This is a genomic window from Sphingobacterium thalpophilum (assembly GCF_038396785.1).
In the GTDB taxonomy this organism is placed as follows: domain Bacteria; phylum Bacteroidota; class Bacteroidia; order Sphingobacteriales; family Sphingobacteriaceae; genus Sphingobacterium; species Sphingobacterium thalpophilum_A.
Genome location: NZ_CP151087.1, coordinates 4,706,271 through 4,719,683 on the forward strand (window position 1 = coordinate 4,706,271; position 13,413 = coordinate 4,719,683).

Annotated in this window: 16 protein-coding genes and 2 tRNA genes; 5 read left to right on the forward strand and 13 right to left on the reverse strand. The window is 38.5% G+C overall.

From position 1 onward, the window contains the following. The first annotated feature begins 87 nt into the window (after positions 1-87). Both AACH28_RS20725 and AACH28_RS20730 read left to right on the forward strand, forming a co-directional pair. On the forward strand, positions 88-762 hold the full coding sequence (locus AACH28_RS20725) for a head GIN domain-containing protein (RefSeq protein WP_088162828.1): 675 nt from the start codon (positions 88-90) through the stop codon (positions 760-762). Between the two features lie 234 nt (positions 763-996). Then, a complete protein-coding gene (locus AACH28_RS20730; RefSeq protein WP_236582760.1) occupies positions 997-1,665 on the forward strand; it encodes a sterol desaturase family protein in 669 nt (222 codons plus the stop codon). Positions 1,666-1,774: 109 nt separating this feature from the next. Here the strand turns inward: AACH28_RS20730 and AACH28_RS20735 are convergent, their stop codons facing one another. Further along, entirely contained in the window at positions 1,775-2,167 is a 393-nt protein-coding gene (locus tag AACH28_RS20735; protein ID WP_088162827.1) for a group III truncated hemoglobin, read from the reverse strand. A gap of 187 nt (positions 2,168-2,354) precedes the next feature. On the opposite strand from AACH28_RS20735, the gene AACH28_RS20740 reads away from it, so the two are divergent. Then, on the forward strand, positions 2,355-2,921 hold the full coding sequence (locus tag AACH28_RS20740; RefSeq protein ID WP_341831383.1) for a hypothetical protein: 567 nt from the start codon (positions 2,355-2,357) through the stop codon (positions 2,919-2,921). A 187-nt stretch (positions 2,922-3,108) separates the two neighbouring features. Here AACH28_RS20740 and AACH28_RS20745 read toward each other — a convergent pair whose 3' ends face one another. Together AACH28_RS20745 and AACH28_RS20750 are read right to left on the reverse strand one after the other, a co-directional pair. Next, positions 3,109-3,645 carry a biopolymer transporter ExbD gene (locus AACH28_RS20745; RefSeq protein WP_341831384.1) on the reverse strand — a complete coding sequence of 179 codons (537 nt, stop codon included), beginning with the start codon at positions 3,643-3,645 and terminating at the stop codon, positions 3,109-3,111. A gap of 316 nt (positions 3,646-3,961) precedes the next feature. Then, complete coding sequence (locus tag AACH28_RS20750; protein ID WP_341831385.1) at positions 3,962-4,504, reverse strand: hypothetical protein; 543 nt, start codon at positions 4,502-4,504, stop codon at positions 3,962-3,964. Positions 4,505-4,751: 247 nt separating this feature from the next. Here AACH28_RS20750 and AACH28_RS20755 point away from each other — a divergent pair, with 247 nt between their 5' ends. Next, positions 4,752-5,567, forward strand: a complete 816-nt coding sequence (locus AACH28_RS20755) for a winged helix-turn-helix domain-containing protein (protein WP_341831386.1) — start codon at positions 4,752-4,754, stop codon at positions 5,565-5,567. Positions 5,568-5,730: 163 nt separating this feature from the next. Here AACH28_RS20755 and AACH28_RS20760 read toward each other — a convergent pair whose 3' ends face one another. From AACH28_RS20760 to AACH28_RS20805, 10 genes are all read right to left on the reverse strand, one after another. After that, positions 5,731-7,266 (reverse strand): IS1182 family transposase, encoded by a 1,536-nt coding sequence (locus AACH28_RS20760; protein WP_341831387.1) that lies wholly within the window; start codon positions 7,264-7,266, stop codon positions 5,731-5,733. 112 nt (positions 7,267-7,378) lie between these two features. After that, positions 7,379-7,463: transfer RNA gene (locus tag AACH28_RS20765), tRNA-Ser, on the reverse strand. A gap of 277 nt (positions 7,464-7,740) precedes the next feature. Further along, the gene (locus AACH28_RS20770) at positions 7,741-8,337 is read right to left on the reverse strand and encodes a hypothetical protein (RefSeq protein ID WP_088162823.1); all 597 of its coding nucleotides are present in this window, start codon (positions 8,335-8,337) and stop codon (positions 7,741-7,743) included. Next, on the reverse strand, positions 8,324-8,818 hold the full coding sequence (locus AACH28_RS20775; RefSeq protein WP_341831388.1) for an RNA polymerase sigma factor: 495 nt from the start codon (positions 8,816-8,818) through the stop codon (positions 8,324-8,326). Before AACH28_RS20775 ends, AACH28_RS20770 begins: the two co-directional genes overlap by 14 nt. Positions 8,819-8,822: 4 nt before the next feature. Beyond that, positions 8,823-9,719 carry an alpha/beta hydrolase gene (locus tag AACH28_RS20780; RefSeq protein ID WP_341831389.1) on the reverse strand — a complete coding sequence of 299 codons (897 nt, stop codon included), beginning with the start codon at positions 9,717-9,719 and terminating at the stop codon, positions 8,823-8,825. Between the two features lie 230 nt (positions 9,720-9,949). After that, the gene (locus AACH28_RS20785; protein ID WP_341831390.1) at positions 9,950-10,759 is read right to left on the reverse strand and encodes a transposase; all 810 of its coding nucleotides are present in this window, start codon (positions 10,757-10,759) and stop codon (positions 9,950-9,952) included. Next, a complete protein-coding gene (locus AACH28_RS20790) occupies positions 10,743-10,934 on the reverse strand; it encodes a hypothetical protein (RefSeq protein WP_341831391.1) in 192 nt (63 codons plus the stop codon). Before AACH28_RS20790 ends, AACH28_RS20785 begins: the two co-directional genes overlap by 17 nt. Beyond that, positions 10,927-11,280: a transposase gene (locus AACH28_RS20795; RefSeq protein ID WP_286767917.1), complete on the reverse strand. Its 354-nt coding sequence runs from the start codon at positions 11,278-11,280 to the stop codon at positions 10,927-10,929. Before AACH28_RS20795 ends, AACH28_RS20790 begins: the two co-directional genes overlap by 8 nt. A 144-nt stretch (positions 11,281-11,424) precedes the next feature. Further along, positions 11,425-11,509 (reverse strand) — tRNA-Ser (locus AACH28_RS20800). A gap of 95 nt (positions 11,510-11,604) precedes the next feature. Continuing rightward, positions 11,605-12,489 (reverse strand): bestrophin family protein, encoded by an 885-nt coding sequence (locus AACH28_RS20805; RefSeq protein WP_341831392.1) that lies wholly within the window; start codon positions 12,487-12,489, stop codon positions 11,605-11,607. A gap of 67 nt (positions 12,490-12,556) precedes the next feature. Here AACH28_RS20805 and AACH28_RS20810 point away from each other — a divergent pair, with 67 nt between their 5' ends. Further along, complete coding sequence (locus AACH28_RS20810; protein ID WP_341831393.1) at positions 12,557-13,405, forward strand: GH25 family lysozyme; 849 nt, start codon at positions 12,557-12,559, stop codon at positions 13,403-13,405. The last annotated feature ends 8 nt before the right edge of the window (positions 13,406-13,413 follow it).

Below are 13,413 nucleotides of genomic sequence, written 5' to 3' on the forward strand. Positions count from 1 at the left end.
TTTTTTATGTCAAAATAGGTTAAAAATATTGTTCTTACTAGGAATTGGCTTATTTTTTGACGAACAACAATAAAAAGTCAAGTAAATATGAAATTTTTAGGAGTCAGTGTAATTCTTTTATTAATTGCCCAAATGGGGTTTGGGCAGGTGAAGCAAAATGTTGGCGATTTTTCTTCGGTTGTAGCGACGGACAAGATTCAGGTGGAGTTGATTAAATCCGACGAGTCCTTGGTGACGTTTGAAGGACAGAACCATGAGAATGTTAAGGTAGTCAACACAAATGGATCCTTGGTTTTGAAAATGAATACGTTGAATATGCTGCAAGGGGGGAATATATCTGTGAAGGTATATTACAAGAGTTTGAACAATGTGGAAGCAAAAAAAGGAGCTAAGGTATTTGCAACTACAAATAATCCAGTTGCTGCTGACCACTTAAAAGTATATGCTTCAGAAGGGGGGCTGGTCGATCTCTATACAGCGGTAAAAACAGCTGAAATTAAGGTGACCTCAGGGGCTACAATCGCTTTGTATGGAAAGGCAAATAAACAGGAGATCATTTCAAACTTTGGCGGCAAATATGAAGGAAAAGATTTTAAGACGAGTATCACGACGGTCACTGTGAATGGTGGTGGTAAAGCAGATGTTTATGTTACTGATTCCATCGAAACCAAAACACGTGGTGGCGGTGTCATTGATGTCTATGGAAAACCAGAACAACGTGTAGAAAAGAAAATGGCCGGAGGAACAGTCAACTTTAAATAAGTAAACTGTCTTGGATTTGTCAATTTTAGTGCGCGTTTATTTTAGTTGGTTTTATAGAAAAGAGGGGAAATTTGAGGTAATAGATGAAATAAAAAGGGTTTAGCTTAATTAGAGTAATGATTGTTGTTTAACCTTTTTATTAAAAAGGTCAAATATTTTGTTTTTCTCATCAGAAACCTTCTTCATTTGTGCTTAAAATACTTATTTTTGTGAGGGAATAATAAAAATAGTATTATGGCAAAGCGTAATTATGTTTCAAATTCTACGGAATCTACGCGCATGTTCAAGAATGACTTTTTAGAGTCTTTGACGAAAGTGCATTGGAGTGTACCTTTGATTTTCTATGTACCCGTGGTTGTTTTCTTTTCGTATAAAGCGCTAGTTTGGGGAGAGATTTCCTTTTTAACCTACATTGGGTATTTTATTTTTGGTTTAGCTTTTTGGACTGCTTTTGAATATGCATTACATCGTTGGGTGTTTCATTTTCATCCGACATCGGAATGGGGAAAGCGAATCGCTTTTATTTTCCATGGTGTGCATCATGATTACCCAAGAGACCGTATGCGTTTGGTGATGCCGTTGTCAGCGAGTATTCCACTAGCTCTGTTGGTGTATCTTGGTTTTACATTGTTTTTTTCGAATGAGTTTATCTTAGCCTGTTTTTTTTCAGGTTTTATGGTGGGGTATTTGATCTATGACGAATGTCATTACGCGATGCACCATGCTAATTTTAAAAGCGGTATTTTCAAACGGATCAAGCAGCACCATATGTTGCACCATTATTCTGATCCAGAAAAAGGTTTTGGAGTAAGTTCTTCCTTATGGGATGAAATTTTACGCTCAGGTTTCGAAGAAAAGGAACCCAAAAAAGATTCTACTTCCTTAAAAGAAGAAAAAGCATAAATTGAATCACATCAACTAAAAAAGCCCTGGAAGTTTTCAAGGGCTTTTTTTATGGAATAATTTTTCTTTTTATTTAACAATGCCATCAAGTAGGCTTTGTAGGCTAACTTTAGATCAATGGTTTCTTGTTGGGGTTGGCATGCAGGTATTCCAGTTTGAACTGAAACATTTGGGCCATTTTCTGCGCACGCCATTTGGCTTCTTCGGCCTTTTGTCCACTGTATAAGCCATCTACTGTTGCTTCGAATAATTTGAGCCATTGACCAAAATGTTGCGCATCAATGGGTAAATTAATATGAGGTGGAAAGGGGCTGCCAAAATAACGATGTTCATCCAGTAGGATAGTCTGCCAGAAACTATACATCTTTTCAAGATGCATTGCCCAATTGTCTTGGATTCTTTCTTTAAAAATAGGTCCGAGCAAAGTATCGTTACGTATCGTCGTATAAAATTGATCTACTAATACTTTAATGTCATCGAGTGTTTGAATATCTTGTTTCATCGCGTATGATCTAAGCTCATGAATAAAGACCTATAGCTGGATCAAAAGCTTCTTCATGATGTTTATCTAGATTAAATGTAGTGACATTTATGGAGAATCGCATCACTTGGATGTAAAGATGTCTCGTTGAAATATTGTAATTCTCTTTTATTGTCAGTAAATTGACTCAATACTAAGGGAAAAACATATGGGAAAATACGTTCTTTTAATCCTATTATCGATGGGATTTTATGCGGCTGAGGCGCAGGTTACAACAATTTCGATCAATAAGGAAAATTTTCAATCTTCTGGTTTTCCATTTAAAGGGAAGCGTGTGTTGCAAGTGGAACGTATTCAAACTCCAAAAGAAGATAATTATATTGTGTTTTCAAAAGAGGAACGGGGTGCCTACCCCGACAAACTTTATGTACAACAATTTCAGCAGATCGATGGAATGTGGCAGCTCGTGGCTGATGAATTGATATCCGAAGAAGGGATCGTTACGTCGATTTGGGAATCTCGAAAGGCATTTTTTGATGCCGATAAGGATGGTAAATTGGATGCATTATTTATCTATTCAAGGCACCCAAAGGATGACCTAAAAAAGCAACTAAGCTGTATTGGTCTAGTTCTTTATAAGAAAAAGTTTTACCGTCTCCGTGCGGAGGAAGTAGATGGTTATAGTCAAACAACGTTTTCCGATAATTATGCGTCCCTACCGGTTGAGGTAAAAGAAAATGTGGAACGTTATTGGAACAATCTGGATAAAAGATAATTTACCGTACTGGGCTGGAATCTACCGAAAGATCGATCATACGACCTTTCGGTAAACTTGTTACTGTCTATTTTCATCAGATAGAAATCATTCCCATGTTTTTTGATGACAATAATTGATTTTACCTATGAAAAGCTCGTTCAATAGGTTGTTACAATGTATGGATAGGGCATCGCTCAAATCAATGTTACTGGATTATAGCGAGCAATTGCTTTTCTTCTTCGATTTGCGTTTTACTGATCACATAACGTGCGATATGCTGGCCCTTCAATTGATCTATCGTCTGAATAATATCTTTTGTGCGCGCTTCTTTGCTAGGCTTGATCAGTACAATCATGTCCTTTGTATTGGGCATAGTGCTTATCTTAGCTTTTAACTGTGCAATAACGCCTGAGAGCCCTTTCTCGATATCTACCGGTACTTTTGAAGAGCTGATCGGTTTTTTGAAATCCCCATGATACCACATGAATTTTCCTTCGCCAAGAATGAGCGTCGCCGTGCGGTTTTCATCAATAAGAACCGAACTTTCTACATCTGATTTACTTTTGTCCGGCATGGCGATATCCATTGCAGATGGTTTATTTAATGTTGTGGTCAACATAAAGAATGTAATGAGAAGAAATGCGAGGTCTACCATGGCTGTTAAATCTACTTTAGGAGCCATTTTTCTGCTTCTTATTTTTTTCTTTCCCGTTTCTTGCATTTTTTGGTTTAATTCTGCCATGATAGTCATTTTTAGGTTAACACGTTGTTGTTACTCACTATTATGATGTCAGAGAAGAATGGATTCCACAGTATTTTTTTTAAAACTGCGGTTTTTCTCAAGTATTTTCTGTGTTTTTTTCTTAATTGTTGATAATCAGTTTTTTTATGTTATGTTTTAGTTTGTTCGTTGTTGATCCGATTTGACCAATTCACTGGTCATTTTGTCCTTTCAATCAATTTAGGGCGCTTGCTAGGCTGTAGAAGTTTTTCTAATGGTGTGCAAAAAAGCCCTTCAATGCTGAAAGGCTTTTCTTGCGGAGTGGTGGGTAAGTTACTTAGCAACCGCCTTGGCTAGGGATGCGTTTATAAATTATTTTGTTATCTCTTTGTACATAGTCGCCCGCTACTATTGGATACGAATACTTAGGTGCGTACATGACACTACGACCTTTTATCGTTATTTTGTCGTTTACCTTCAGACTTTTCAATTGTTGAAATTCATTAGAATTTTCCAGACCAAAACTTAGAATATAGTCTTCACGATTAATCCTAACCATTACTCCGAAACCTAACTGTGCACCTAGTGGAAGGTAAAGAGAAGTTACAACCGCCTCTATGTCGGTAGAATTCTTTATTTGATTCTTTATTTTCCCAGCATTGTCAAGTACTTTTATCCCTTCGGAAGATTCTTTCCATTTTTTGAATTTTATACCATTGGGGCTCGCTTCCCATTTATTTATTTCGGCGGTCATTTCAGTAGGACTGCGTGAATTCGGGGCCGTTTTTTTTAAGGTTTCATTTTTGATTTCGCGATTGGCAAAGGCCAAGCCGCTTCCTATAGCGAGCGGTAAAACCAATACGTAGATAATTTTTTTCATATTTTTAAAAGTTTAATGAACATTAGATTTATCCCAGTAAATTAGATCCGTTCAAACTTTTTTTCTCGTATCTGTTTTAGAGTGATGTAACAAAATTACTTTTATGATACTTATATAGAGGTGTTTAGATTGTAAATAGTGATGTAATCTTTGTAAATAAATTGTAAATCGTATGTCTGAAAGCCGAAATATTTTCTCAGGGAACCGCAAGTACTTGTATGGCGGCATAATACTCTTGTTTATTGCGATGGCCTTTGTTGCTTTTGATATGACTGGCACAGACGATTTTGATAGCGCTAGGAGGGAAGTTTTGCTTAGGAGGATAGGAGATGAACTGCTTACGCAGTCGGGAGACAGTAGATCAAGGGTACTTCCGGTAGAAAAGATTCAAGAAAATGAATATCGGATCAGGTTTGAGAATGAAATCACCTTTAAACCAGACTCATTGGTGAGTACTATTCAGCGGCTGTTGGTCAATGATCCTCTTGCCCGTGATTATGTCGTTAATGTACTCAACTGTGGCAATTCGAGTGTAGCTTATGGATATGCTATTTCCCATAATAAAAAAGATGATATTATTGCTTGTAGAGGTAGAGTGCAACCTAAAGGATGTTACATGATCAATATTAAATTTAAACCGAGCGGGATAAATACAGCAGCGAATAACTATTTTCTTGGTATCGTGTTGTTTTTAGCATTTGCTGGATTCTTTTTTTTGAAATCGGATCGGAGGCGAAGCATTGTGTTAGACGATCAAAATAACAGTATTTTAACCTTTGGGGCCGTTTTGTTTAATCCGCAGGAGCGAGAAATGATCATTAATGAAAACACCATAGATCTCACTGGAACGGAAACCCGTTTGTTACATATTTTAGCCTTGTCTCCTAATCAAACGATAGCGCGAACACGGCTGCAAAAAGAAATTTGGGAAGATGAGGGAATTATTGTTGGGCGCAGTTTAGATATGTTTATATCAAAACTTAGAAAAAAATTGGAGTTTGATCCGAATATCAAAATTACGGTTATACGTGGTAAAGGATATAAACTTGAGGTAAGTTCTTAAGAAGAGTAAGGAGATAAATTTGGCTAAAATGCAAAAGAAGCTGTCTCAAATTTATTGAGGCAGCTTTTTTATTAAATATGGCTATGCGATAGATTTGTGAGTTGTTTGTTGATTATTTCACAGAACTGTTCATTTGGGAAGAAAAAGAACAAAAAGTAGCTTTTTAAGCTGCTTTTTTCCTTAGATTTTGCGCTATAGCCAATAAACCCCATTCTATGGACACTTTTTCCTTACCGCGGAGCATAAATCTTCGGAACCCGTGGTTCTGTTTTATGTTTCCAAAGACTGGTTCGACATCGTGACATCGCTGTTTTCTTTTGGCTATACCGACATCGCTGTTAAGCAATCCGTATGCTCTGTCTTTATAAGCCTCAAGCTGTTCATTTATCTGGATGATTCTATTGCCCTGTGATTTGTGGCAAGCACCGTTCAATGGGCAGTTTGTGCAGTTTTTTGCCTGATATCTTTTTATTTTTTGCTCGAAACCTGTGGAGGTCTTTTGTGTAAATAGACCTATGCAGTTCATTTCCTGTCCCATTGGACAGATATAGCAATCTTTTGCAGGGTTATAATGTAGTTTATCAACGGAGAATGGCTTCTTGCCCGAATAACTCTTTTTCTGCTCCTTGTCAAACATACCATATTTCACATAGGCCCCAATGTTTTTCCCTTCTAGTAACGCATAGTTCTCCTGGCTGCCATAGCCAGCATCTGCGGTAATGGTTTTCAGTATTTCCCCAAAGCTCGCCTCATGTTGTGCCAGATGACCGGGTAGCGTTGTGGTATCTGTGGGGTTGGGATGTATGGTGTAATTGACGATGTATTGATTGGAAGTAGATATCTGAATGTTATAACCTGGTTTGAGCTGGCCATTTTTCATATGATCCTCTTTCATGCGCATAAAAGTAGCATCGGGATCTGTCTTGCTATAACTATTTCTATCTCCAAGCGTTACTTCCTGCTCTTCATATTGAACAATCTTGGCCGGGTAGTTTTTAGTCGCATAGCGCAACTTTGCCCTCATCTTCTTGCTTACCGAAGGTTTATCGGACAAGACCCGGTTCAGGTTATCGACAGTAGCCTGAACTTTTTCGCGGTCAATTGTTGTCAGATCGGGAGGTTCCGGAAGGTTGTCCTCTGCTTTGGCGATACTTTGGGCGTATTCCCAAATATCTTTTAAGGCAGCTTTCATCTTCTCCTTATTGGTCTGGATAGCTTTTTTCCAGACAAAGGTGTATTTGTTAGCATTGGCTTCAATCTTGGTGCCATCGGTGTAAACATCTTCTATACTCAGCAGACCTTCTTCGGACAGGAGTTTGACAACTTCTTCAAATACACAACGAAGTGCTTCTTTCAAACGAACGCCTCGAAATCTGTTGATGGTATTGTGGTCGGGATAGCTCATGCCGCTCAGCCACATGAAATTGATGTTCTCCCGGCACGCCGTTTCCAATTTGCGACTGCTGTAGACATTGCTTACGTAGCCAAACACCAAAACTTTCAACAACATCTGCGGATGATAACTGGAGCAGCCTTTTATCTTATAAGCGTCCAATAGGGACTGGATGTTGATCCGGTTGATTACATCGTTAACGATACGTACCGGATGACCTTTGGACACCAGTTCGTCCAAAGTTGGAGGAATGGCCATGATCTGGTCCTGATAGTAAGGCTTAAAAGTAGCTCTTTGAGATGGCATATATCCTTTTTGTTTACACTATAAATATATGAAAATCAAACCGTTAAAACAAATAATAAACCTTAGATAATGCAAAAAAAGAGACTGCCTTTTTGAGACAGCCTCTTTTCTGCGGAGAGTGAGGGATTCGAACCCCCGAACCTGTGACAGTTAACGGTTTTCAAGACCGCCGCATTCGACCACTCTGCCAACTCTCCGCGACAAAAGTAGAAATTTTGTGTAGAATTACAAAACTTATTTTACATTTTTCTTTGTTTAAAAGCAGTTTTAGCACTCTTAAATAGAAATGTAGCTGAATACCAGTTGGTTATTTTTAGGGGTTGACCACCTTCCGATGTCATATTGGAGATAGCGGACTCTGCCCTGGACGATATGTCCGCTTTAGATGGGATCATAATCTTGTTTTAGGTTATTTATTGCAATTAAAAATGTAATCATGAACGTATTCTTAAGGAGCAAACATGATCCGATTTTTCAATTCCCGAACTGTCGTTCTAACTCCTGTAATTCAAAAATAACTTCGTTGATTGATCGGTCAATTTTAGCGAGTTGTCTTTTACCCAGATAAAAGTAGGAAAATAGAATCCAGCTATAGGTTGGAAGGTAAGTCAATAAATAATAGTGGAAACTAGCACCCGCTAGGATTTCCCGAAGATAGATCGAGATCGCTATACCGAGAAGTAGATGATAAATCGGCATATTCCAATGAATTCTTTTCTTTCGAAAGGAGTCAAACTCTTGCCACTGTTGTAAATGCTCGGTAGGTAAAGCTGCTTCGTTGATCTGTTTGACTTTACGTGCAGTGGTCAACATTAAGTATGCCTGTATAAAACAAAGGAACGATACGATAAACATCGCTGTGTACAATGTGAGCGTTTTATGCCTAAAATCAAGGAAATATGCCAGAGCAAGAATAATTAATCCTGTTGCAAGCAATAAAACAGCACCGGCTATTTCTTTCCTTATTAATTCTTGACGAAAGTTTTTGGCCTTATTCAGGTGTTTTGGGGGCAAGATATTTTGTTTGCTATCCTGTTTCCAAAGATGTTGTAAATCGTTAAAGTCTTGCATATTTATGGAAAATTTCGGTTAATTCCTTTTTAATTCTATGGATTTTTACACGGAGATTATTCTCTGTAATTCCCGTAATTTCTGCTATTTGCTCATAAGGTTTTTCATCTAATACCAATGTGATCAGTACTCTATCAGCTTCTTTCAGCTTGCTGATACATTTGTACAGCAGATCAATCTGCTGTATTTTTTCATTCGATGAATCCTCTGGTATATCGATGCAGCTTGTGTCGGTCATTTTTTTTAAATGCTGATGTTTTTTTCGCATACTCGTCAAGCAATTATTGATCGCTATTCTGTAGATCCAGGTGCTTAATATGGCATCGTTGCGAAAACTGTCGAGTTTTTTCCATACAGTAATGAAGGTCTCTTGGATTAAATCTTCTGCATTATCTCGGTCTCCGGTATAACTGAGGCATAACTTGCGGATGGCCGGCGCATATTCTTTGTAAATAATCTCAAAGTTTTCTTTGTTGGTCATCGGGTTATTTTAAAAATGTGTCTAGTTCTTTAAAAAACCAAATTGGCTGATCATACATAATAAAATGCTTACTGTTGGTATTGTGTAAAGTTAGCTTTTTTACATACTTATATTGCTCGGAAAGAATCTGTTGTGATTTTTCCAGCGTTTCGTACTTACTACCTAGCACCAAAACGGGTATCGTAATTTTAGCAAGATCCTGGCGGATATCCGTCGTCATCATTTCATAAAACGCAGATGCTAATGTAACTCTATCGCTTTGTACTTGCCATTCGGCTATTGTTTTGGCTTTTATAGAATCAGTTACCAGCTGTCGTGCTATATTTTCAGCATACACACTAAGTTGTTGGTTTCCCATCGAAGTAAATTGTGCGATAAGTGCATCTTTATCGACAAACTTTTTCACTTCCTCTACACTTGTATTTGGGTTCTGCATGGCCGGGTAGAACGGTACTCCGTCCACAACGATAACTTTTTGAAATAGCGAAGGTGCGGTGCTTGCGATCCAGAGACTCAAAAAGCCTCCTAAACTATGGCCTAGAAGAATCGGATTTTGCAATTTTTTTGCCTCTGTATATGCTATGATTTCATTGCGCATAGTCTCAAGCAATGCTTCTTTAATAGCTGCTTGTCCTGCGAAGCCAGGAAGTGTAAGCACGTGACATTCGTATTTGTCTTTTAAGTGATTTACAGTTTCTGTCCATACGGTTCCACTACAACTATATCCTGGAATAAGAATGATCGGTGTTCCTTTTCCATAGATACTGACCTGAAAATCATATTTTTTTTGTGCAAATGCCGATCCGTAAATCATAAGTAAAAGTATTGAAATACCGACTTTGGTGAAATGGCATAAATAGTTCCGTAGATCTTTATTGATACGAAGAACAATAGTTTTCATAAGAATTGAATTTAAAATTAGTAATTATGGTTTTCTAGAATATTCTGCCTATTAGATGTTATGAATTACAGATTATTACATAAAAGAATGAAAAAAGTGAAAAAGAGTACATGTGACCAGGAAGAGTTGAGGGAAATGTTGTTTTCTTGTAGATAACGCTCTGATAATTCGAATGGAATGGTACTATAAGAAAATTGGGATCATACCGAAAGTTTGGGGGGTAATCATTTTTAAGCATACAATTTCATCACTCTGTACAGGAAGAATGTTGTATCCCTTACTCCACGGAAGACGCTCCTGAAAGCTTTGAGTTTTGCATTGAAGGACTCTGCGGATGCATTGGTGCTTCTATTGTCGAAGTAGTGGAGAATGTATTGATGATGTGCTGCAATGGATCTTGCGACACTCTCGAATGAAGCAATACCCGCGTTCTCAACCTGGTTGTGCCACAGTCCTAACTTTGTGAAAGCAACTTTTTTATCCCTGCATTTATTGAAGATGTCACCTAAGGCAACTCCAAGATCATAAGCCTGTTTTAGCTTGGGAAACCTGATGAACAGCAGTTCTGCACGGCGTTTTTGGCTTTCCGACCATCGACTTGGATGCTTGAACAGGAGGTGTCTCGACCTAGCTAATAGCTGTTTGAGCGTATCACCATTAGGCAACAACTCGGGGTCATATGGGATACCCCGTTTTCGCGATTCCATTATTTTTTTGCTTTCTGCATCTAAGACTTCCCATCGGTATTTGATACGGAGTTCCTGAACAGCATCATAAGCAAGTTTTTGTACATGAAACCGATCGATAACCCTTCTGGCATTTCTGAAACACCTACGGATAGCCTTTGCCATATTGGGGGCCATATCCATCGTTACTTCCCTAACTTTGTTCCTTAGTTTAAGTGGAATGCGCTCTAATACAGCAATAATATCTTCCGCCTTTGTCCCTCTTATGGTAGCCAATATGGTTCCCTTCCTGCCCTTTGCTGATTTACTGCTTACGATCGTGTAAAGTTCACCGTTGCTAAAGCTGGTCTCCATCGATGCTCAGGTGTTCCGATATGTTATCAGGAAAAAGGGTCCATTGCTCTGCGTGTGGCTTTTGGTCCCAGTCCTGGAAGTCACTGAGATGGTTCTTGTATTGATCCTGTAGTTGCTTACCGTCCATTTGGAAGAACAGACCTACCAATTGGGCGCTTACAGGATGATTATCCAAATATCTTCTTTAAAAAAAGCCCGAATTCCGTAGTCATTCGAGCACCCTCACGCACCAGATTCCAATCTCTTGTGATGATCTCTCCGGTATCCAGGACCGTCCAGCGACGACGGCGGATATGTAGCGTAACTTTCTGGCCTCGAATGGGAAAGTCTGAAATCTCAGTGGAAGGCATGAAGCCCTTTGACTCCAACTTGCTGTTCTGATAGCCTGTCGGAGCAATATTAAGCTCATCTAAATAAATGTGGAGCTGATTGTCAACCTGATCGACTTCTAAAATCTGAAAGTATTCCAATAGCCCTTCGGGCATCAATAGGGACAGTAATTTACGTTCGGCTTCTTGCAAGGGATATCTGTATTAAGGATGCTAAACTAAGAAATTTTTGACATTCCCCCCAAGAATTCAGCTTGATCCGAAAATTGATCTTTTGATGGGGGAGAATAAAGGGGCAAAAGCAAAAAGCCTTTCATTTCTGAAAGGCTTTTTCTGCGGAGAGTGAGGGATTCGAACCCCCGAACCTGTGACAGTTAACGGTTTTCAAGACCGCCGCATTCGACCACTCTGCCAACTCTCCGCGACAAAAGTAGAAATTTCGAATAGATTTACAAAACTTATTTTCTATAGCTAGTCTTAGCGTTTGAAAATGAGCAAGATTGTTTTTAAAAAAGTCTATGCAGGGATAATCTCATGGCAGTGTTTCCTGATGTTGGCCGCAATTTTGTCGATCGGTAAATCGTCCTGGTCGATACCAAATGGCTCTTCAATGGACTCACCAATTAATTCAAGAGATGCTAAAACATATAAGATAAATGGTACAGCAATCACAACAAAGTAACCGATGGAAAAGACGTAACCTACTGGAAGGGTCATGGTATAGAATATAATGAACTTCTTGATAAATGCACTATATGCTAATGGTATTGGGGTGTTTTTAATACGCTCACAAGCTCCACAAACATGTGTCATGGTAATAATTTCCTCATTAAGGATAATAAGCTGATCGCCACTTATAGTTCCTTCTTTATATAGATCATTGATTTTGTGGAAGATCATGGTGGAAACTTGGTTCGGACCATGTTTTTTATTGTCTAAAGCCTTTAACTCAGGGTGTACGTTTTCGTCGAGCATAAACTTGGTGTAATCCGATCTTAAAAAATCGTATAGTGTCTCTGCGAATAGGGGGATTGCCTTTCTGAAAAAACTACGATTCACTTTGTCATCTACATCCAGCATGGCATTTAGTTTGTACGAAAATGCTCTACTAACATTGGTCAATGTACCCCATTGTTTTCGGGCTTCCCACCAGCGGTCATAGGCAGTGTTTGTTCGGAATACCAGTAAAAGCGATATAACAAAACCGAGTAGGTTGTGGACAATGGTAATGTTCTTGACCCAGCTCTTTTCATTTAGTTTGAGGTATTCCAATTCAAGAAAGGCAATCATCCAGGAATAAAACGCTATCAAAACAAGAAATGGCAGTAACTTTTTGAAGGTATCTGATTTATGCAATTTGAAAGTTGCCGAAAGCCAGTCTTTGGGGTTGTATACGATCATACACAAAAATATAAATTGTTGCGAAAATTTTGCGAGTTAATTGCTATTGCCGTAACTTCATCGTGCTATGGGACAACAGCGATCAAAAAGAAAGAAAACAAGTACAAAAGGAAGTCAGGTTCGTGGAACAAAGTGGATTTGGATGATAGCAGGAATGCTGGTGTTTTTCCTCTGTCTTGTTGTGTGGCATTATCGGGCTGGAATTATATACTATTTTCGCGTGGCTACCTCCAAAGACAAGTCTCTGACGAAGGAAGCTAAATATGATATTCGTAATATTGAGATTATGAGCAAGCACGATGATAAGGTGTTTGGCATAGACGTGTCTACCTATCAGGAAGAAATAGATTGGCAAAAGGTAAGCACAATCAATGATCATTTTCCGATAGATTTTGTGTTTATCAGGGCGACAATGGGTGAAAAAGGAATTGATGATAAGTTTAGTCGAAATTGGAGTAAAACGGAAAATAGGGCAGTTTTGAGAGGCGCCTACCATTATTTTAGACCCAATGAGAACTCGGTCAAGCAAGCGAAGAATTTTATTCGGAAGGTTAAATTACAGTCTGGCGATCTTCCACCGGTCTTGGATATTGAGGAGCATCCAAAACAACAATCGATGGATAGCTTGAAAGTTGGCCTAAAACGTTGGCTTGAAGAAGTCGAAGCTCATTACAAGGTAAAACCCATTCTTTACTCCGGAGATAAGTTTTATAGTGACTTTTTGGAAAAGGAATTTGCAGCTTATACGTTGTGGATTGCAAATTATAACTTTTGGGTTGAGAACCCCAAAGAGCATTGGGCCTTCTGGCAATTTTCTGAAAAAGGTACTGTTAGAGGGATTCAGGGCAATGTGGATTTAAATATATACAATGGTAAAATTGAGGAATTGGAAAAGCTGCTTATTCCTTTTAAATAGTAAAATAT